This window comes from Actinosynnema sp. ALI-1.44 (assembly GCF_001984155.1).
Taxonomy (GTDB): Bacteria; Actinomycetota; Actinomycetes; order Mycobacteriales; family Pseudonocardiaceae; genus Kibdelosporangium.
Window position 1 is genome coordinate 1 of sequence record NZ_MTQO01000051.1, and the last position, 19,306, is coordinate 19,306.

Below are 19,306 nucleotides of genomic sequence, written 5' to 3' on the forward strand. Positions count from 1 at the left end.
GGTGGTGGCACAGCGGTGCGAAGTGGATCATTCGGTCCCCTACGCCGAGGGTGGCGTGACCGGGGTGGGGAATGTGGCGATGTTGTGTAAGCGCCACAATTTGATGCGGCAGCGCACTACCTGGCGGATGGATCAGGTGATGCCTGGGGTGCTGGCTTTTACCACTCCAGGCCGTAGGACTGTGCTTACCGCGCCCGTGGGGTATGATGTTCCGCCGTTTTAGATGCCTGCTTTCCAGCGGTGGCCACGGTTGAGTTACGGTCTGCCTACTTGTGGCCTGCTTGTCGCTGGGGCTGGTTTTCACGGATAATGTCTGATTGCTTTGCGCTGTTGGTTGCGTTGGAGTGCGGTTTCCAGCCAGGGGTTCGGTTTCCGGCGCTGGGTGCACTGTGTTGGTTACGTACCAGCCCGTTGTGTGGTGGTTCAGAGTCCCTGACAGAAGATTTGACGTGTCGGCAGAGTCTTAGGCCCTTGATTCGGACGGGGCGCGGAACGCGGTGGCGACGTCGCACAGGAACGCGATGTCGCTGTCGAGGTCGGGACCACCGGGCGCGATCCCGGGCGCCGGGTCGTCGGGTGGTGCCGCTCCCGTTGCCACGGAACGGATCGCGGCGGCCAGGGCGGCCGCTTCCACCGCCGCGTCCAGCTTCTGGCCGGTGAGGCCGGATCGGGCAGCCGATCGACGTGCGTCGGCCGCCACTCGCGGGTCGATGTGCTCGCGCAGCGCCAGCCTGCCGTCGCGGATCTCGACCGCCCGGCGGTAGAGGCGCAGGTCGAGGTCACGCACGTCCAGCAGCTCCGACAGCCGGTGTTTCGGTGGTACGAGGGCGATCGACGGGGTGACGCGGTACAGCGCCAGCCAGAGTGGACGCAGCTTCTGGTACTTGCGGTAGTTGCTGATCGGTGGCGGTGTCCGCCAGTTCGGCAACGCCAGACCGGCGAGCACCAGCACCGCTGCCGCCAGGGTGAGGTACCGGTCCAGCAGGATGTTCAACGCCCTCGGGTAGTCCAGTCCGATCCTGCGCGCGGCGAAGTACGCCGCCTTGTGGAAGTGGTACGTCACCGAGCAGAGCACGCCGGTCGCGATCAGCCTCAGACCCAGGCGTACCGCCGGGTCCGTTGTCATCGAGGCATAACGGACGCTCAGCACGGCCGCGGTGAGGAACGCGGGGAGCAACCCGGCCATGTAGACGAGCCAGTACTCCAGCACACCGGGAGTCGCGCCGTACCGGCCCGCGAAGCGGACGTTGTCCACCGGCGCCTTGGTCAACGCGAACAGGACGCACATGCCCACGAACGCCGCCGCGATCCAGATCGCGTGCGGCACGGCCCGGCGGCGCGCGTCCTCGGGATGGTTGATCTGCAACAACATCGTCAGGCCGCCCCACCCCGCGACGAGGAACCCGCCGTGGTCGACCAGCCTGGCCACGTTCGGAATCCCGGTCAGGACACTCAGGCCGTGGTAGACCGGGGGCGCCTTCGCGGTGAGCGTCACCGCGATGGACAGCATGACCACCCAGCTCATCGCGTTGGTGGGACCACGCGGGTGCAGGGCCAGCCGCACCACGACGACGGCGCACGCCAGCAACGCCGGACCGTAGTGCCGGATCAGTTCACCCATGCGTGCGGGGTGGCCAGTCGAACGCGGCCCTGATCCGCCCGCCGATGTCGTTGGGCGTCAGCGCCGCGGCCTGGTGCCGGATGATCGAGGCGAGCAGTTCGGCCTCCTGCTCCTCCGCCGCCTGGTACGAGGTGCGGGCCAGCATGGTCCGGATGACCTTGAAGTCCAGGTGCGGCAGCAGGGAACGGATGTGCTCGGCCTCGGGGATGCCCGCGCTGTAGTGCCCGCACAACAGGTGGCCCAGTTCGTGCAGGATGATGTGTTCCTGGTGCGGTGGCGAGGTTCCGTCCTCGTAGAAGATCAGATCCGCGGTGTCGGTGGACAACCACACCCCGTGCGCCTCGGACAGTCCGGTGACCGGCACGAGGTGGATGGGACGGCCGCGCTGCCCGGCCACACGCCTGCACAACTCGTGCGCGTCGAACGGGTACATCAGGGGCAACTGCCCCGCGATGGCCTCGCATCGGCGTCGCAGTTGTTTGAGCTCGGCGCTCATCGCACCTCCCAGGAGGGGCAAAGTCGTGGTCAGCACTGCCGCATGCCACGTATCTTGCCCGATTCCCGATGGTGCGTATCGGGAATGGACCGTTTGCGCCGACGAATCGGGATTCGTCGGGTCTCGGTCAGGATTCCGCCTTGTCCCGCTCGTCCGGCAGCCCCTCGATCTCCCGTGCCCGCTCCACCATCTCGGTGATCGCGCCGAGGCTCTTGGCCGACAGCCCGGAGGCCCGCAACGCGATCTGCCGCACCGAGGCGTCCCGCAGTGCGGCGAGCAACGCGAGTTCCGCGTCCACTTGGCTGGTCGTGGTGGCGTCGAAGAAGTACGCGGGCGGGACGCCGAAGAACCCGGCCAGCGCCTCGAGGTGCCGCCGGGTCGGGTTGTCCCGCAGGCCTTTGCGCAGCTGCCAGAGGTAGGTGGCCGAGATCGTCGGCCCGCCACCGGACCGGATGGTCTCGGCGACCTCCTCGAAGCTGTACTCCTTGCCGCTGTGCGGCCGGACGGTCCGGAACAGGTGGTCCACCTTCGCCGCAAGGGTTCGTTCGCTCGACGACGAAACGTCCGGCATCTCCGCCTCCTCCCACACGCGGTCAAGCATAGCGTCATGTCAACTGGCCTGAAGCAGCTTCCGGCAACCGGATTCACGACAGTTGACGCCTCATTTACATCAGCTTATGCTCGTCCTACCGCCATGAACTCATGTGAAAGCGTGGGCAACACCGTTGGGAGGAAGGGTGGACACCCCCAGCAACACAGTGCCTGCCGCCGGGGGACTTCTGCGGCAGTCACGTTCGCGCGAACACCGGGACGGTGCCGGTTCACGGCCGTTGCCCGGTGTCGGGCTTACCAAACGCACCAGCTTCACCCTGCCGCCGGGCGTCCCGATGGACGAGTGGAGCCGGATCGGACGGCAGATCGACACCATCGCGGCCTCGTCGTCGTGGTGGCTGGGGGACTGGTTGATCTACGGCCAGTCCCAGTACCCGGACCTGTACAAACGGGCCGTCGAGCAGACCGCGCTGGACTACCAGACGCTGCGCAACTACGCCTGGGTCGCGCGCCAGTACCCGGTCGCGCGGCGCCGGGCGGCGCTGAGTTTCCAGCACCACGCCGAACTGGCGTCGATGACCACGGACGAGCAGGACCAGTGGCTGGACCGGGCCGAGAAGTTCGGCTGGTCCCGCAACGAACTGCGCAACCGGGTCAGGGCCAGCAGACGGGTCAACCGCGGCGGCGACGCCGACGCGGACCGGATCCTCAAGATCCAGATGACGGTCCCGCCCAGCCAGAAGCAGCGCTGGATGCGGGCCGCCGCCTCCGAGTCCGAGCAGGACTTCGTCAACTGGATGGTGTCCGTGCTGGACAAGGCGGCGGCGGCGACGCTGCGGACCGCCACCGCCGGTCAGCTCTGAGGTTCCAGGAACTGGGCGATCAGGCCTGGCACGCACTCATCGGCGAACGCCAGGCCTGTGTGCTCTTCCACGTCGTACACCGAGTACCGCTTGTTCCCGGCGGACGTGGTCGCGGTCAGCGTGACCAAGCCCTTGCGGCGCTGGAAGATCGACTGGTTGATGGTCCAGCCGATGACACCGTCGCGTTGCAGCGCCGTGGTCTTGCGCCACAGCCCGCCGTGCCGCGACACCAGGAACCGGCCGCTGATGGCGTGTCCCAGGTTGCGGTACGCGTCCACGGCCGCGGGCAGGCCGATCCCGAGCGTCACCAACGCCCAGCTCCACGCGATGTGCAGCAACACATCCGTGGTCAGCAAGCCGATCACGGCCAGCACGACCGACGGCACCAGGCCGATCAGGGCGGCCCAGGTGAGCCGCCGGTTGCGCGCCGCCGTCACGTGACCACGCAGTATCGACGGGTCCGTGGGGGACTCGGCGGCGTTCACCACCGACGCGGCGACCTGGTGGGCCAACGCGGAGGGTGCGTTCGGCAGCAGCGTCTTGTGGTCGCTCTCCTCGCCGTGCTCCTCCTCGGCGAGCCCCGTCGCGACCGCGTCGACCCGGGCCGCGCCCAGGAGCCGATGACCCAACGTCTCGACGACTTGCACGCCACGCAGCCGGTCCTCGCTCAGCGACACCGAGTGCGTGGTCATCAGCCCACGCCTGACCCTGAGCGTGCCGGTAGTTGTTCCGCTGGCTTCCCGGTCGAGGCGATAGTCCCACCAGGTCGTCACGAACAGCAGCAAAGCGCCCACAGCGCCGACGACTCCGCCTACGCCCACGACGACGAGGATCGCGACGGCCAACGGCATGCGGTCCAACAGTTCCCACGTCCAGGTCAGCACGTCGGCCTCGACCCCGAACAGTTCCGCGACGCTCAACACCCCGCCGAACGCCCCCGAGCCGAGGAAGAACGCCTCCACCGACAGCGGTGCGTACCAGACCCAACGGCGGTCGAGTTCCGCGAGGACGTCGTCGTCATTCTCGCCGGTGAGCGCGTGGCCGAGCAGGTCACGCCGCAGCCGATCGGCCTCGGCCCGGCTGACCGCGTCCAGCTCCAGCGAGGTCTTGTCCTTGTCGACGTGCTCGCCGGTACCGATCTCCACCTTCGCCAGGCCGCACAGCCGCAGCAGGATTCCCGCGCTGATGTCGACGCTGCGGATCCGGTCACGCGGCAACGACCGCTCCTTGCGCAGGAAGATGCCGGTGTGCATTTCGAGCCGGTCGGCCGAAAGCCGGTACCGGGTCCTGCTCCAGCGCAACCAGTCGCCGACCAACCCCGCCGTGACCAGCAGCACGACACCGGGCGCGAGCCACGCGAGCACGACCCCGAGCGACCAGCCGAAGATCCAGGAGACGACGGACGCCAGCGAGAACCCCGAGACGCCGGTGAAGCCGATCAGCGTCGCGGTGGTGATGGCGATCGTCCGCCAGTCCAGCCTGCGCCACTCCTGCGAGGTCCGGGTCATCACAGCCGTCATGTGGCGTCCTGGGGGATGAGTTTGGTGATGTCGGCGAGCCGGTGCGCCAACTCCGCCGCCACCTCGCCGTCGAGGCCTTTCACGGTCACCGCGCCCGCCGACGACGCCGTCGTGATGATCAGCGTCGCCAGGCCGAACCGCTGCTCCAGCGGGCCGCGTTCGGTGTCGACGGTCTGGATCCGGGACATCGGTGCGATCCGCGACTCCTGGAAGAAGAACCCGGTCCGGGTGTAGACGGCGGTTTCCGTCACCTCCCACCGGTGCACGCGGTACCACCACAGCGGCAACAACGCGGCCAGTGGGAGGCCGATCACGACGACCACGAGCGCGGCGAACACGAGCCAGAACCGCGCCGGAGGGATGAAGACCCCCAGCGCGGCGAGCAGCACGGCCACCGTGATCGCGCTCAGCCCGATCTGCCACCGCCACCACGGGATCGCCCGCTGGTCGACCCGGTTGCCCGGTGGGCGCAACCGGACCGGTCCGGCCTGGGTGGTCAACGAAGTCTCCTCCTCGATGCGGAACTGTCCCGCCGGCGGGATGCCGGTCATTGGCGGTACTTCTCGGTGAGCTCCGCCAGGTGCGGGACGAGCTCGTTCGGCGTCGGCATCGCGAGCATCTCGTCGCGCAGGTCACGGGCGCGCTCGCGGAACGACGACTCGTCGAGCAACCTGAGCAGCCGTTCCCGGACGCCCGCGCCGGTCGCCTCGGTCGCGTGGATCTCCAGACCGGCGCCGTAGTCCGCCAGCTTCCTGGCGAGCGCGGGCTGGTCGGAATCCCACGGTAGCGACAGCTGCGGCACGCCGTGCAACGTCGTCGTGGCCATGGTGCCGATGCCCGCGTGGTGGATCACGGCCGTGCAGGTCGGGGCGAGCGCGTCGACCGGCGCGAAGTGCACCAGCCGCGCGTTGTCCGGCACCTCGCGCAGCTTCGCCTGCTCGGCCCGGTCGATCGTGGCGACGACCTCGATGTCCAGGTCCGCCAGCGAGGTCAGGATCTCCTGGACGTCGACGATGTAGCCGTCCGGGCGTTCGGCGATGATGCTGCTGCCGAGCGTCAGCCCGACCCGTGGTTTCGCCGGTGGAGTCCACAGCCAGTTCTCCACGGTCGCGGTGCCGTTGTACGGGACGTAGCGCAGCGGCACGTTGTGCACGTCGCCGACCACCCGCAGCGGGTCCGGCAGCTGGTCGATGGTGAAGTGCCCGGTGATCACGTCCTCCGAGAACTCCGTGCCGTACCGGTTGAGGTTGCCGGTGAGCCACTCCTGCAACGCGTCGCCCCGGTCCTCGGGCGGCTGCTTCTCCTTGAGGTCCAGGTAGTGCGCGCGGGTGACACTGAAGATGTCGACGCTCCACAACAGACGGGCGTGGGCCGCGCCGACGACCTTCGCCGCGATCGAGCCCGCGAACGCCGCGGACTCCCAGATCACCAGGTCCGGTTTCCACTGCCGGGCGAACACCACCAGCTGGTGGATCATCGGCACGTTCACGGCCTTGTACCACCACTCGACGTGGTTGTCGTAGCCGGACTTCATGTAGTCCCAAGTGATCCGCTCGGGGAAGTCGACCACGTCGTAGGGGCGCGGGAAACCGGGCTCGTCTTCTTCTTCGTCCGCGCTCCCGTCGTCGAAGTCGGCGGCCCGGCCGTAGTTGCGGCTGCCCACCGGCACGGCGGTCAGCCCGGCCTGGGTGATCGTCTCGGCGAAGTCGGGCTGGCTGGCCACGGCGACCTCGTGCCCGGCCGTGCGCAGGGCGGAGGCCAGCGGAACCATGAAGTGGAAGAGGGTCTTGGCCGGTTCGGTGACGAACAGGACTCGCATCGGTGTTCTCCTTGTCAGTACTCGGCCAGCCGCGCGGCCACCTGGCTGGGGTCGGGCATGGCGAGCATCTCGTCACGCAACCGGCCCGCGCTGTGGCGGAAAGATGGCTCGTGCAGCAGGCGCAGCACGGCCTGGCGGACGGTGTGGCCCTTGGCCGCGCTGGGATCGATCGCCAACCCTGCGCCCTGCACGGCCAGTTTGCGGGCCAGGGCGGGTTCGTCGAAGTGCAGCGGCAGCGCCAATTGCGGCACGCCCTGCAACGACGTGGTCGCCAGCGTGCCGATTCCCGCGTGGTGCACCACCGCGCTGCACGACGGGACCAGTGCCTGCAACGGGACGTACGGGACCACGGTCGCGTTCGCCGGAACGTGGCTGAGCTTGCGCTGTTCGCTCTCCGCCACCGTGGCCACGACGTCGACGTCCAGGTCCGCCAGTGAGTCGAGGATGTCCTGGATGCCGACGACGTAGCCGTCGAAGGCCTCGGTGGCCGTGATGCCGAACGTGATCGCGATCCTGGGTCGTGCGGCGTCCGGCCAGAGCCATCGGGGGACTGTCGCCTGGCCGCCGTACGGCACGTACCGCATCGGCAGGTAGCGCAGATCCGCCTTGACGCGCAACGACTCCGGCAGTTGGTCGATGGTCATCTGCCCGGTGACCATGTCCTCGTCGAACGAGCCGCCGTGCTCGCGGGCGTGCGCGTCCAGCCATTCGGCGAACGCGTCGCCGCGCTCGTCCGGCGGCTGGACTTGCTTGAGCCGCACGTAGTGTTCCCGCGTGACGCCGAAGACGTCCATACTCCACAACAGACGCACGTGCCTGGCACCGACCGCCCTCGCGGCGATCGGCCCCGCGTAGACCGACGGTTCCCAGACGACCAGGTCCGGCCGCCAGTGCCGGGCGAAAGCCACCAGGTCCACGATCATCGGCTGGCTGTCGATCTTGTGCCACCAGGGGACGTGGTAGTCATACCCGGCCTTCAGGTACTCCCAGCTGACCTTGGCCGGGTCGTCCACCACGTCGTACGGCTTGAACAACCCGGTCCGCGCGGCCGCGCCGGGCTCCGGCTCCAGCCCGGCCAGCCGCCGGTGGTGGTGGTCGCGGCCGACGGGCACGGCGGTCAGGCCGGACCGGGCGATCGTGTCGGCCAGCCGGGGCTGGCTGGCCACGCGCACCTCGTGCCCGGCCGTGCGCAACGCCCAGGCCAGCGGCACCATCGACTGGAAGATGCTCCGGTCGGGGCAGGTGGTGAACAGAACGCGCATGGTCGTCTTTCAGTCCGTCACGCGGTGTTTGGCGGTCAGCTCTTCCAGGTGCGGCACGATCTCGTTGGCCGTCGGCATCGCCAGCATCTCGGCACGCAGCCGCTGAGCGGATTCGCGGAAGGACGGTTCGTTCAGCACCCGCAGCAGCAGCTCACGGACCTGCGGACCGGCCGATTCCGACGAGTGGATGGTCAGCGCCGTGCCCTGCTCGGTGAGTTTGCGCGCCAACGGCGGCTCGTCGAAGTCCGTCGGCAGCGCGAGTTGTGGCACGCCGTGCAGCGAGGTGGTGGCCAGGGTGCCGAATCCGGCGTGGTGAATGACCGCCGCGCACGTGGGCGCCAGCGCCTGCAACGGCGCGTACCCGACCATCCTGACGTTCTCCGGCACGCGGCTGATCTTCTTCTGCTCGTTCGGGTTGATCGTCGCGACGACCTCGATGTCCAGGTCCGCCAGCGAGTCGAAGATGCCCTGGACACCGACGGCGTATCCGCCGAACCGTTCCGCCGCCGTGATCCCGAGGGTGATCGCGACGCGGGGCCTGCTCGGCTTCTCCCACAACCAGGGTTCCACAGTAGACGGTCCGCCGTATGGCACGTACCGCATCGGGACGTAATCCAGGTTGGCGGGCAACCGCAACGACTCCGGCAGTTGGTCGATGGTGAACTGCCCGGTGACCATGTCCTCGGAGAACCGGCCGCCGTTGCGTTTGGCCGCCGCGCCGAGCCAGTCCGCGAGCATGTCGCCCTGCGCCCGGCGGGGCTGCTGCTGCTTGAGCCGCAAGTAGTGTTCACGGGTCACGCCGAAGATGTCCTGCCCCCACAGCAGTCGGGCGTGGGCCGCGCCGACGGCCTTCGCGGCGATCGGACCCGCGAACGCGATCGGGTCCCAGATCACCAGGTCCGGCCGCCACCACTTGGCATAGGCCACCATCCGGTTGATCATCGGGACGCTGTCGGTCTTGTGCCACCAGGTCACGTAGAAGTCGTAGCGGGCTTTGAGATCCGTCCAGCTGATGTCCGGCTCCGGCTTCGCCGCGACGTCATAGGGCAACGGCAACACGTCATCGTCGTCGTCATCATCGTCTTCGTCCTCGTCGGCTTCGGCGGCGGCGAGTAACTCGTCCGCGTCGGCGTCTTCGGGGTCGTCGCGGCCGATGGGCACGGCGGTCAGTCCGGCCTGGTTGATCGTCTTGGCGAACTTGCCGAGGCTGGCCACGCGGACCTCGTGCCCGGCAGTCCGCAAGGCCCACGCCAACGGCGTGAGGGACTGGAAGATGCTCTTGTCCGCGGACGTGGCGAACAGCACACGCATGGGTTTTCCTCCTTCTGCCACCGGCGTTTCACGCCCGGTACTTGTCGGCCAGTTCGACCAGGTGCGGCACGACCTCGTTTGCTGTCGGCATGGCCAGCACTTCGTCACGCACGCGGCCCGCCGCCGTCTGGAACGCCGGTTCACCCAGCAGGCGGAGCAGGGCCGTGCGAACCTCCTCGCCGCTGCGCTCCGCGGCACTGATGTGCAGACCGGCGCCGGACTGCGCGATCTTCTCCGCCAACGCCGACTGCTCCGGCCGTGACGGCAACGCCAGGTGGGGCACGCCGTACAGGCTTGTCGTGGCGACGGTGTCGGCGCTGCCGTCGTGGATGACGGCCGCGCAGCCGGACACGATCGTGTCGAGTGGCGCCGCGGTCCCGAGCCGGACGTTGTCGGGGAACACGATGTGCTGACCGGCGTCGGTGCCGGTCGCGACGATCTCGATGTCCAAGTCCGCCAGGGACTCCGTCAGACCGGCCAGGACACCGCTGCCCGGGACCAGGCCGACCCGGGGCCGTCGCGGTGGTGACCACAGCCACGTGTGAATGGTCGCCGGTCCGCTGTACGGCGTGGGCCGGACGGCCACCGAGTGAACATATTCCCTGATCCGCAGGGATGTCGGGAGTTGTTCGATGACGAAGTGGCTGTCGGCTTCACCGGCGCCCTGCCAGAGCACCTGTGCGTGCGCGGCACCGGTTGCCTTTGCCGCCGTCGACGGTCCGCCGACCACCAGGTCCGGCTGCCAGTACTCGGCGAACCGGACCACCTCGGCGGGGTCGGGACTGTCCGCTTTGGTCCGTGGGTCGCGGTCGCCGAGCGGCAGGGCCGTCAGACCGGCTGACGCGATGGTCCGGGTGAACGCCGGGTGGGCGGCGATCCGCACCTGGTGGCCGGCGGTTCGGAGGGCACCGGCCAACGGCGCCATCGCGTGGAAGGCCTTCTTCTTCGGCGGGGTAACGAATAACACACGCACGGGGGTTGCTCCTTAGCTGTGGTGTGCGGCGGTGAGCTCCTCGAGTCGCGGGACGATCTCGTTGGGGGCGGGCATGGCGAGCATCTCGTCGCGGATCTTCTTGGCGTTGGCGCGGAATCGCGGTTCGTTCAGCAGGGCGAGGACGGCTTCCCGGACGGCTGGTCCGGTCGCTCGCGCCGAGTCGATCGTGAGACCCGCGCCGTGGTCGGCGAGCCGGGCGGCGAGGGCGGGTTGGTCGAAGTGGTATGGAATGGACAGTTGCGGTACGCCGTGCAGGCTCGTCGTGGCCATTGTGGCGGCGCCTGCGTGGTGGATGACGGCCGTGCAGGTGGCTGCCAGATCCTGCAACGGCACGTACGGCACGATCTTGGTGTTCTTGGGAACTCGGGGCAGTGCGTCGCGGGTCTTGTCGGTCAGGGTGGCGACGAGCTCGATGCGCAGATCGCCGAGCGCGTCCAGGATATGTCCTATGTCGACGGTGTATCCGGCGAACTTCTCCGTGGCGGTCAGGCCAAGGGTCAGTGCGACTCGTGGCCTGCGTGGTGGTGTGCGCAGCCAGGACGGGACGGTCGCCGGTCCGCCGTACGGCGTGTGACGCATCGGAACGTACTGCAGATCAGCCGCGATGCGAAGGGAATCGGGCAACTGGTCGATGGTGAACTGCCCGGTGACCATGTCCTCGCTGAACTCCACGCCGTACTCGCGCGCGTGCCCGCCCAGCCATTCCGCCAACGGATCAGGCCGGGGCATGCCGAGGAACTGCTGCCGTGTGACGCCGAAGACGTCCATGCTCCAGAGCACCCGGGCGTGGGCGGCGCCGATCGCCTTGGCCGCGACGGACCCGGCGAACGTCCGTGGCTCCCAGATGATCAGGTCCGGCCGCCAGTGCCGGGCGAACGCGACCAGCTGGGAGATCATCGGCAGGTTGTCCATCCTGTGCCACCAGGTGACGTTGTACTCGTACCCGGCCCGTAGGTGTTCCGGTGTGGCCAACGCCGGGTCGATCGCCGCGTCGTAGGGCCGGGGGAGGCCCGCGCGTGCGGACACCTGTGTGCCGGGCGCGGTTTCCAACGCGCGGTGGATGTCGCTGTCCCTGCCGACGGGGACTGCGGTGAGCCCGGCCTGGGTGATGACGTCGGCGAACCGGGGCTGGCTGGCGACGCGGACGTCGTGTCCGGCGGTGCGCAGCGCCCACGCCAGCGGCACCAGGTACTGGAAGATGCTCTTGTCCGGACAGGTGGCGAACAGCACGCGCACGTCACGTCTCCCTTTGTGACACGAGGTTTTCCAACAGCGGGACGATCTCGTTCGGTGTGGGCATGGCGAGCATTTCGCCCCGTAGCCGCTGTGCCCCGGCCTGGAAACGCGGTTCGTGGAGCAGCCGGAGCAGGGCACTCCGGATGGCCGGACCGGTGGCGTCGGACGAGTGGATGTCCAGCCCGGCGCCCTGCTCGGTGAGCTTGCGAGCCAGTTCGGGCTGGTCGAAGTGGAACGGGACGGACAGCTGGGGTATGCCGTGCAGGCTGGTGGTGGCCAGGGTGGCCGCGCCCGCGTGGTGGATCACGGCACTGCACGTCGCGGCGAGGTCCTGGAGCGGCACGTACGGGATGACGCGGGTGTTCGGGGGGATCCGGCTGAGGTTGTGCTTCGCCTTGTCAGTCAGCGTGGCCACGAGTTCGATGTCCAGGTCGGCCAGCGAATCGAGGACATCCTGGACGTCGACGGTGTAGCCGCCGAACCGCTCGGTGGCGGTGAGACCGAGCGTGAACGCCACCCGGGGTTTGGCCGGTGCGGTGCGCAGCCAGGTCGGCACGGTGGCCGGGCCGCCGTACGGGACGTACCGCATCGGGATGTAGTCCAGGTCCGCGGTGATCCGCAACGACTCCGGCAACTGGTCGATGGTGACGTGCCCGGTGACCATGTCCTCGCTGAAGCCGGTGCCGTACTTGATGGCGTAGCCGGACAGCCACTCGGCGAGCGGATCCTCGCGCCCGTCCTTGAGCCGCAGGTAGTGGTCACGGGTGACGCCGTAGATGTCGAGGCAGTACATCAGGCGGGCGTGCGCGGCGCCGACGGCCTTCGCGGCGATCGACCCGGCGTAGCTGGTCGGCTCCCAGACGACCAGGTCCGGCCGCCAGTGCTCGGCGTAGGTGACCAGTTCGGCGATCATCGGGAAGTTCTTCATCCGGTGCCACCACCGGACCTGCGTCCGGTACCCGTCACGCAGGTAGTCCCAGCTCGCCTTCTCCGGTGCGACGGCCACGTCGTACGGCTCGGGCAGGCCCGCGCGTGACGCCTCGACGTCCGCCGGTTTCCGTTCGGCCACACGCCAGATCTCGCGATCACCGCCGACGGGGACAGCCGTGAGCCCGGCCTGGGTGATGACGTCGGCGAACCGGGGCTGGCTGGCGACGCGGACGTCGTGCCCGGCGGTGCGCAGCGCCCACGCCAACGGCACCAGGTACTGGAAGATCGTCTTCTCCGCGTAGGTGACGAACAGCACGCGCACGTCGTCTCTCCTTACCGGTGGGTGGCCGCGAGCTCTTCGAGGCGCGGAACGACCTCGGCGGGAGCGGGCATGGTCCGCATCTCGTCGCGGAGCTTGCCCGCACTGTCGCGAAAGGACGGTTCACGCCGCAGTCTGGCCACGCAGTCCTGTACGGCCGCTGCCGTCGCCGTGTGCGGGTGGAGCTGGAGTCCGGCACCGCACTCGACGATCCGGTCACCCAACGGCGGCTGGTCGAAGTACACCGGCAGAACCAGCTGCGGCACGCCGAGCCGGACCGCGTCGAGGACGGTGGCGAGATCGCCGTCGTGCACGAGCACGTCCTCACTGTCCGCACGATGCTGGAGCGGTACGTATCGCATCGGCACGCAGGGCAGGTCCGTCGCCAGGCGCAGCGACCCGGGCAGCTGGTCGATCGTGAGCTGCCCGGTCACCATGTCCTCGCTGAAGCCGGTGCCGTACTTGGTGGCGTAGCCGGACAGCCAGTCCGCCAGCGGATCCTGCCGGTCTTCCCGCAGGCGCAGGAAGTGCCGCCGGGTGACGCCGTGGATGTCCACGCCGGACACCAGACGGGCGTGCGCGGCACCGACGGCCTTGGCGGCCACGGCACCCGCGTAACTCGTGGGCTCCCAGAGGACCAGGCCGGGACGCCACTTCTGGGCGTACGCCACCAGCTGGGAGATCAACGGCAGGTTGTCCATCTTGTGCCACCACGTGACGTGGTACTCGTACCCGGAAAGCAGGTACTCCCAGGTGATGTACCGCTCGTCCTGACCGGCCACGTCGTACGGCTCGATCATCGCGGACCGCAGCGCCGCCCGTTCGCCGGGTTCGACGCCGAAGGCCTGCCACACGTCGTGATCGCGGCCGACCGGCACAGCGGTGAGCCCGGCTTGGGTGACCACGTCGGCGAACCGGGGCCGACAGGCAACCCGCACCTCGTGCCCCGCCGCGCTCAACGCCTGGGCCAACGGGACCATGTAGGGGAAGGCGTTCTCGTCCGGGCAGCTCGTGAACAGGACGCGCATCACGCGGTGGTGGCGGCCGGGCGGGTGCGTTCCGCGTGGTCCGCGACAGCCACGGCGGTGCGCTTCAACGCCTCGGCCAGGGGAGTCCGGGCCCGCCACCCGGTCGCCCGCTCGAACGGGCCGGGGTCGAGCACGAAGTCGAGCTGGTCGGTCTGCAGCGACTGCTCGGCCGGCTCGGTCGAGATCACCGGCACCGGCGGTTTCCCCGTCGCGGCGGACATGGCTTCGGCGACGCTGCCGAAGAGATCCTTGATGGAGGTGGCCAGGCCGGTACCCACCAGCCAGTGCCGTCCGGCCAACGCGTCCGCGTGGTCAAGCGCGCTCACGAAAGCGGCCGCCGCGTCGTCCACGCACAGCAGATCACGCTTCACCGTGCCGTCGTGCCACATCGTCAGCGGCTCACCCGCCCAGGCCCGGCGAGCCATCGCGCTGACCACGCCGCGGTCCAGCGAGATGGCGTCCGTGCCCTGGCTGAACAGCGTGGCGAGGCGGAGCGTGATGCCACGCAGGACACCTTCGGCCGTCGCGGCCTTCAGCGCGTCCTCCGCGGCCTGCTTCTGCCGGTCGTACGTGGTCAGCGGGTTGTCCGGCTCGGTGCCGTCGATCCGCCCGCCGGTCGGGTGCCCGACCTGGGACATGGACCCGGCGAACACCACCACCGGCGGCCTTTGTGGACGCATGCCCCGCAGGACGGCCACCAGGTCGTGGACCAGACCGAGGTTCACGCGCTCGGCCACCGCGTCATCCGCGCTCACCCGCCACGTGGCCGGGCCCGCGATGTGCGCGACGAGGTGGATGACCGCGTCCGCCCCGGTGACCGCGCGGGCGAGTTCGTGCGGCTCGGTGAGATCTGCTGTCCGGACTTCGACGTCGGCCACCGCCCGCTCCGGCACGCTGGTCAGCCTGCGCCCGACCACACGCAGATCGATGGGCAGGCCGGCCAGGTGCCTGGTCACCGCGGTGCCGAGCAGGCCAGAGGCACCGAGCACGACGACCGACCGCCGGGACGAGTTGCTGCTCACGCGTTCTCCTTGTGGATCGTGGGACGAATTCAGCCCTGGTTCTGGTTGCGCGCGGCACTTTCCACGATCACGTCGGCCAGTTCGCTGAATTCCGCGCCGTCGAACTCCTCCAGCGACTCGAGCAGTCGCACGTGGTAGATGTTCTCCAGCTCCAGAATGATCTGGACCATCGAGAACGAGTCGAGGTCGGCGACGGAATTCGGCTCCGGCACATCGGGTTGCTCGGCGCAGATCATCTTGGCCGTTGCCGCGACGGTCTCGGTCACGACGTGTTTGTCGAGCGTTTCGGTCATCGGAGCATGCGCCTTTCCGGTCATGGTTGTCGCACTGGATCGGGGTGGTGACTGGCGAGCCGGGAATCATCGCCACGAATCCGCCGGGGACTGAAGGTCTCGCCGGCGAGACGAATCATAGGGCGAGAACTCCGGCAGGCTAACGGCCCGCGGTCGGCGAATCACCGGGCACGCGCCAGCGGTCCCAGTTCATCCGGCCGGTCGTCGCGGGTAACGCGTCCAGTTCACGCAGGTCCTCGCGGCTGAGCCGGAGGTTGAGGGCGGCGAAGTCCTCCTGCAGCCAACGCAACGTCCTGGTGCCGGGCAACGCGACCACCCGCTCGTCCTGCGCGAGCGTCCACGCGATCGCCACCTGAGCCGGTGACGCGCCGAGCCGGTCGGCGACCGACCGCACGCCCTTCACGATGATCTCGTTGGCCGCCATGGCATCCGCGGTGAACCGGGGGTCGCGCGAGCGGGAGTCCGCCGCGTCGAGGCTGCCACCGGCCACGTTGCCCGACAGGTAACCGCGGCCCAGCGGCGAGAACGCCACGTAGTCCACGTCGTTGACCTGGCACCACGGCAGGATGTCGGCGCGGTTGTCCGCGGCCCAGATGGACAGTTCGTACTGCACCGCGGCCATCGGGAAGATCGCGTGCACCGCGCTCAGTTCGTCCACTGTGGCGTGTGAGATGCCCAGTGCCCGCACCTTGCCCTCGGTGACGAGTTCGGCCATGGCGCCCCACGTCTCCGCGAGCGGCACGGCCGGGTCGACCCGGTGCAGCTGGTAGAGGTCGATGACGTCGGTCTGCAGCCTGCGCAGCGAACCCTCGCACGCCGCGCGGATGTGCTCCGGCCGCCCGTCGCGGCTCAGCACACCGTCAGGGCCCGCGACCAGCCCGCACTTGGTGGCGATGACGGCGGAGTCGCGGCGCCCCTTCAGCGCCTGGCCGAGCAGTCGTTCGTTGCTGAACGGGCCGTAGACGTCCGCGGTGTCGAAAAGCGAGACGCCCAGTTCGACGGCGCGCTGGATGACGCGGATCGACTCGGCGTCGTCGCGGTTCTCCGGCGCGTATCCACCGGACATGGTCATACAACCGAGGCCGACCCGGCCCAGTTTGAGCCGTTCGGCGATCAGAGTTTTCCGCATGGGTACCTGCACATCTATCAAAGGGGATGGAAGTGCACCTGGTGAATGCGGCTCAGCGGTGCGAACCCGACCACAAGAGCCGGTGCTGTTCCGAATGATGTCCCAGTGGAGTGGATGCCCGCAACAATTCGACCGGCGAATGCGCCGCCGGTCCGCGCCATTGCGGGCTCGGTGATATCGCGGAGAGCAGGGACCACCGAGCCCGCGGGCGCTGGGGCCGTCCCGCTGGCGGGACGGCTCGCTATCCCGCCGTGCTCGCCTGTGCCGCGTAGATCCGGGCGATTTCGTGGAACGCGGCCTTCGGCGCCCACTGCTGGCCGGTTTGCTCGGTCACCTTCGTGATCGCGTATCCGGCCATGTCCAGGTCCTGTTCCGGTTGCGGGGAATGCAGCCGGGTGCGGTCGGTGAACTCGAACACGAACGCCCCGGTGACATCTTCGTCGTCGTAGATCCCGAGCAGTTCGGACAGATACGCGGCCTGCGTGCCTTCGTCGCGGGTGAATCCGGGGCGCACCCGCGGGCCCTCGGCGTGCCAGTCGACGATCCCGTGCGTCGCCGGGCCGTCGTCGCCCGCGCCGAGGTAGCTCCCGCAGCCGAATTCCAGAATCACGACCGGCTTGCCGTGCCGGTGCTGACGGCGTAGTTCCGCGCGGTATCCGGCGCGGTTGTGCCGGTGCCGGTAGTAGTTCACGCCGACGATGTCGAACGCGGTCCAGTCGACTTTCTCCCAGAAACCCGATGCGTAGGTGATCCGGCCGCCGAAACCCGCTCGCGCGGTGGCCGCCACCTGTCCGAGGAACACGTTCAGCCGTCTGTTGAACAGCGGCGCCAACGCCCACCAGCGCGGCGATTCCAACGGAAATCCCTTCTCGGCCGATGAGCGGCCGGGCAGGATCCCGTCGGTGTAGAGCGAGTACTCGCAGCCCACGTTGAGCACGACCGCCGGATTCCACAGCCGCAACTGCTCGGCGGCGCGCGCGGCTTCACCCAGGTGAGCAAGCACATCCTCAGGCGGCGCGTCGGGCAGCCGGGGCTGCAGCCAGACCTCGAGGCCGAGTTCGAGCGCGACGGCCGCCGCCTCGGTCAGCTGCCGCACGTCGCGGCCGTAGATGTTCACCGCGTTGCAATACAACCGGTCGCGAATGGCGATAAGGTCGTGCCGTACGGTGCCGGTGCCGTCCGTGTACCAGTAGTCGGGCTCGATCCGGTAATTGACGCCCCGGTGCACAAGGCTCATTGCGTATCCTCGTTCGACAGGTGCTGGATAATGCGTTCGAACACGTCGGTCATGGGTATGCCGATGGCTTTCGCCTCGTTCACCATGGGCTCGAGGTAGGTCACGAAGAATGTCCGCCTTCGTTCCTCGCACCCGCCGTCCGGTCGCAGGTCGCAGGACATGCCGATGCCTCATTTCAAATGGTTGTCAATGCTCGATCCGCGTAATAGATTGCGGAGAGCGGTGACCATGATCCTACGCCGTGGCGTACCGGGTTGACTACCCTCGGTGAGCTGTCCACGGCGGCAAATCCTTCTTGTTGTGCTCCCGGCCGTCGTGCCAGGCCGTCCGATGCGGAGAGGAATTCGATGCGGGTTCTGTTCGCCACGTACGCGGTGAAAACGCATTTCCAGGCGATGGTGCCGCTGGCGTGGGCGCTGCGCAACGCGGGCCATGAGGTCAGGGTGGCCAGCCAGCCCGAACTGGCCGATGTCATCACCGGCGCGGGCCTGACCGCGGTGTCCGTCGGCGAGGACCACACGTTGTGGCGTACCGCCAACCGGTTTCTGACCAAGCGGTACGCGGAGGCCAACCCGGCGGTGTACAAGTCCGTCAGGGAAGCCGCGGTGCTGCCGTTCGACCGGGCCGACCAGGCACCGGACGAGCTCACCGCGGACGAACTGGCTGCGGCGTACGACAACCTGGTCCAGTCCTGGTACCGGATCGTCAACAACACCATGGTCGCCGACCTGGTCGACTTCGCCCGGCACTGGCGGCCGGACCTGGTGATCTGGGAGCCCAACAGCTACGCGGCGGCGGTCGCCGCCGAGGTGTCCGGTGCCGCACACGCCCGGTTGCTGTGGGGCGTCGACATCTTCGGCGTCACCAGGGCGCGTTTCCTCGACGTGCGCGGTGATCGGACGGACGCGCTGGGGGAGTGGCTGGCGGCCCTGATCGAGCCGTACGGCCAAGACTTCACCGAAACGCTCGTCACCGGGCACTTCACGATCGACCAACTACCCGGTCCGTTGCGGATGACCGCCGATCATCTGCACTACGTGCGCATGGGTTACGTGCCGTACAACGGCGTGGCGACCGTACCCCGGTGGTTGTGGGAGCAGCCGGAACGGCCACGGGTAGCGTTGACCCTCGGTGTGTCCGCTGCGGAGAGTTTCGGCGGTTACGGTGTCAGCGTCCAGGACGTACTGGACTCACTGGCAGACCTCGACATCGAGATCGTGGCCACCGTGGCCGAACGCGAGCAGCACAAGCTCCGGCAGATCCCGGAGAACACCAGGGTCGTCCCGTCAGTGCCGCTGCACGCCCTGCTGCCGACCTGTGCCGCGGCCATCCACCACGCGGGCTTCAACACGTTGTGCACCACGCTGTTCTACGGTGTGCCGCCGATGTCCCTGCCGGAACGGTTCGACGAACCCTTGCTGGCCCGGCGCGTGCACCAGCAGGGTGCCGGTCTCGCGACACACATGGCGGAGGCCACCGGCGAGCAGGTCCGCGCCGGAGTTCTCCGGCTGCTGACCGAATCGTCCTTCCGGCGGGCGGTGCAGCCGTTGACCGCCGAGATGACCGCCATGCCGTCACCGGCGGACCTGGTGGCGCACTTGCAGGAACTCACCGACGGCTACCGCCGCCGACCCAGCTCAGCTGTCCGACCAATCGCCGCACTCCACTGAACGG

Annotated in this window: 19 protein-coding genes; 3 read left to right on the forward strand and 16 right to left on the reverse strand. The window is 68.6% G+C overall.

Annotated features, from left to right (window positions below):
• The coding region (locus ALI144C_RS57965) for an HNH endonuclease (RefSeq protein WP_237774473.1) at positions 1 to 223 on the forward strand (223 nt) is incomplete at its 5' end.
• 240 nt (positions 224 to 463) lie between these two features.
• Here ALI144C_RS57965 and ALI144C_RS35295 read toward each other — a convergent pair.
• The 3 genes from ALI144C_RS35295 to ALI144C_RS35305 all read right to left on the reverse strand — a co-directional run bounded on the left by ALI144C_RS35295 (position 464) and on the right by ALI144C_RS35305 (position 2,718).
• Complete coding sequence (locus ALI144C_RS35295) at positions 464 to 1,621, reverse strand: MAB_1171c family putative transporter (protein WP_076991588.1); 1,158 nt, start codon at positions 1,619 to 1,621, stop codon at positions 464 to 466.
• The gene (locus tag ALI144C_RS35300) at positions 1,614 to 2,117 is read right to left on the reverse strand and encodes a hypothetical protein (protein WP_076991589.1); all 504 of its coding nucleotides are present in this window, start codon (positions 2,115 to 2,117) and stop codon (positions 1,614 to 1,616) included. The genes ALI144C_RS35295 and ALI144C_RS35300 overlap by 8 nt, the downstream gene beginning before the upstream one ends.
• Before the next feature lie 127 nt (positions 2,118 to 2,244).
• Complete coding sequence (locus tag ALI144C_RS35305; RefSeq protein ID WP_237774474.1) at positions 2,245 to 2,718, reverse strand: helix-turn-helix domain-containing protein; 474 nt, start codon at positions 2,716 to 2,718, stop codon at positions 2,245 to 2,247.
• A 136-nt stretch (positions 2,719 to 2,854) separates the two neighbouring features.
• On the opposite strand from ALI144C_RS35305, the gene ALI144C_RS35310 reads away from it, so the two are divergent.
• Positions 2,855 to 3,532: an LmbU family transcriptional regulator gene (locus ALI144C_RS35310; RefSeq protein ID WP_237774475.1), complete on the forward strand. Its 678-nt coding sequence runs from the start codon at positions 2,855 to 2,857 to the stop codon at positions 3,530 to 3,532.
• Here ALI144C_RS35310 and ALI144C_RS35315 read toward each other — a convergent pair.
• The 13 genes from ALI144C_RS35315 to ALI144C_RS35375 all read right to left on the reverse strand — a co-directional run bounded on the left by ALI144C_RS35315 (position 3,523) and on the right by ALI144C_RS35375 (position 17,632).
• Positions 3,523 to 5,052 (reverse strand): PH domain-containing protein, encoded by a 1,530-nt coding sequence (locus tag ALI144C_RS35315; protein WP_076991590.1) that lies wholly within the window; start codon positions 5,050 to 5,052, stop codon positions 3,523 to 3,525. The two genes, ALI144C_RS35310 and ALI144C_RS35315, sit on opposite strands and share 10 nt — an antisense overlap.
• Positions 5,049 to 5,603 (reverse strand): PH domain-containing protein, encoded by a 555-nt coding sequence (locus ALI144C_RS35320; RefSeq protein ID WP_083753667.1) that lies wholly within the window; start codon positions 5,601 to 5,603, stop codon positions 5,049 to 5,051. The genes ALI144C_RS35315 and ALI144C_RS35320 overlap by 4 nt, the downstream gene beginning before the upstream one ends.
• Positions 5,600 to 6,871, reverse strand: a complete 1,272-nt coding sequence (locus tag ALI144C_RS35325) for an activator-dependent family glycosyltransferase (protein WP_076991591.1) — start codon at positions 6,869 to 6,871, stop codon at positions 5,600 to 5,602. The genes ALI144C_RS35320 and ALI144C_RS35325 overlap by 4 nt, the downstream gene beginning before the upstream one ends.
• A gap of 14 nt (positions 6,872 to 6,885) precedes the next feature.
• Entirely contained in the window at positions 6,886 to 8,133 is a 1,248-nt protein-coding gene (locus ALI144C_RS35330) for an activator-dependent family glycosyltransferase (RefSeq protein WP_076991592.1), read from the reverse strand.
• Positions 8,134 to 8,142: 9 nt separating this feature from the next.
• Entirely contained in the window at positions 8,143 to 9,444 is a 1,302-nt protein-coding gene (locus ALI144C_RS35335; protein ID WP_076991593.1) for an activator-dependent family glycosyltransferase, read from the reverse strand.
• 28 nt (positions 9,445 to 9,472) lie between these two features.
• A complete protein-coding gene (locus tag ALI144C_RS35340) occupies positions 9,473 to 10,417 on the reverse strand; it encodes a nucleotide disphospho-sugar-binding domain-containing protein (RefSeq protein WP_083753668.1) in 945 nt (314 codons plus the stop codon).
• A gap of 12 nt (positions 10,418 to 10,429) precedes the next feature.
• Positions 10,430 to 11,674, reverse strand: coding sequence for an activator-dependent family glycosyltransferase (locus ALI144C_RS35345; protein WP_076991595.1), 1,245 nt, complete (start codon positions 11,672 to 11,674; stop codon positions 10,430 to 10,432).
• A 1-nt stretch (position 11,675) separates the two neighbouring features.
• A complete protein-coding gene (locus ALI144C_RS35350; protein WP_076991596.1) occupies positions 11,676 to 12,926 on the reverse strand; it encodes an activator-dependent family glycosyltransferase in 1,251 nt (416 codons plus the stop codon).
• 11 nt (positions 12,927 to 12,937) lie between these two features.
• Positions 12,938 to 13,951, reverse strand: a complete 1,014-nt coding sequence (locus tag ALI144C_RS35355) for a nucleotide disphospho-sugar-binding domain-containing protein (protein ID WP_076991597.1) — start codon at positions 13,949 to 13,951, stop codon at positions 12,938 to 12,940.
• Entirely contained in the window at positions 13,951 to 14,973 is a 1,023-nt protein-coding gene (locus ALI144C_RS35360) for an NAD-dependent epimerase/dehydratase family protein (protein ID WP_076991598.1), read from the reverse strand. Before ALI144C_RS35360 ends, ALI144C_RS35355 begins: the two co-directional genes overlap by 1 nt.
• Before the next feature lie 29 nt (positions 14,974 to 15,002).
• Positions 15,003 to 15,266 (reverse strand): hypothetical protein, encoded by a 264-nt coding sequence (locus ALI144C_RS57970; RefSeq protein WP_076991599.1) that lies wholly within the window; start codon positions 15,264 to 15,266, stop codon positions 15,003 to 15,005.
• 139 nt (positions 15,267 to 15,405) lie between these two features.
• On the reverse strand, positions 15,406 to 16,395 hold the full coding sequence (locus ALI144C_RS35370) for an aldo/keto reductase (protein ID WP_076991600.1): 990 nt from the start codon (positions 16,393 to 16,395) through the stop codon (positions 15,406 to 15,408).
• Positions 16,396 to 16,636: 241 nt separating this feature from the next.
• On the reverse strand, positions 16,637 to 17,632 hold the full coding sequence (locus ALI144C_RS35375; protein WP_076991601.1) for a hypothetical protein: 996 nt from the start codon (positions 17,630 to 17,632) through the stop codon (positions 16,637 to 16,639).
• Positions 17,633 to 17,979: 347 nt separating this feature from the next.
• Here ALI144C_RS35375 and ALI144C_RS35380 point away from each other — a divergent pair, with 347 nt between their 5' ends.
• A complete protein-coding gene (locus ALI144C_RS35380; protein WP_076991602.1) occupies positions 17,980 to 19,302 on the forward strand; it encodes an activator-dependent family glycosyltransferase in 1,323 nt (440 codons plus the stop codon).
• The last annotated feature ends 4 nt before the right edge of the window (positions 19,303 to 19,306 follow it).

Bases quoted from the DNA above. Each gene is read 5' to 3' on its own strand.
- ALI144C_RS57970 (WP_076991599.1), bottom strand. From the start codon at position 15,266: ATGACCGAAACGCTCGACAAACACGTCGTGACCGAGACCGTCGCGGCA.
- ALI144C_RS35380 (WP_076991602.1), top strand. From the start codon at position 17,980: ATGCGGGTTCTGTTCGCCACGTACGCGGTGAAAACGCATTTCCAGGCG.
- ALI144C_RS35315 (WP_076991590.1), bottom strand. From the start codon at position 5,052: ATGACGGCTGTGATGACCCGGACCTCGCAGGAGTGGCGCAGGCTGGAC.
- ALI144C_RS35335 (WP_076991593.1), bottom strand. From the start codon at position 9,444: ATGCGTGTGCTGTTCGCCACGTCCGCGGACAAGAGCATCTTCCAGTCC.
- ALI144C_RS35300 (WP_076991589.1), bottom strand. From the start codon at position 2,117: ATGAGCGCCGAGCTCAAACAACTGCGACGCCGATGCGAGGCCATCGCG.
- ALI144C_RS35295 (WP_076991588.1), bottom strand. From the start codon at position 1,621: ATGGGTGAACTGATCCGGCACTACGGTCCGGCGTTGCTGGCGTGCGCC.
- ALI144C_RS35375 (WP_076991601.1), bottom strand. From the start codon at position 17,632: ATGAGCCTTGTGCACCGGGGCGTCAATTACCGGATCGAGCCCGACTAC.
- ALI144C_RS35370 (WP_076991600.1), bottom strand. From the start codon at position 16,395: ATGCGGAAAACTCTGATCGCCGAACGGCTCAAACTGGGCCGGGTCGGC.
- ALI144C_RS35325 (WP_076991591.1), bottom strand. From the start codon at position 6,871: ATGCGAGTCCTGTTCGTCACCGAACCGGCCAAGACCCTCTTCCACTTC.
- ALI144C_RS35320 (WP_083753667.1), bottom strand. From the start codon at position 5,603: ATGACCGGCATCCCGCCGGCGGGACAGTTCCGCATCGAGGAGGAGACT.
- ALI144C_RS35330 (WP_076991592.1), bottom strand. From the start codon at position 8,133: ATGCGCGTTCTGTTCACCACCTGCCCCGACCGGAGCATCTTCCAGTCG.
- ALI144C_RS35305 (WP_237774474.1), bottom strand. From the start codon at position 2,718: ATGCTTGACCGCGTGTGGGAGGAGGCGGAGATGCCGGACGTTTCGTCG.
- ALI144C_RS35355 (WP_076991597.1), bottom strand. From the start codon at position 13,951: ATGCGCGTCCTGTTCACGAGCTGCCCGGACGAGAACGCCTTCCCCTAC.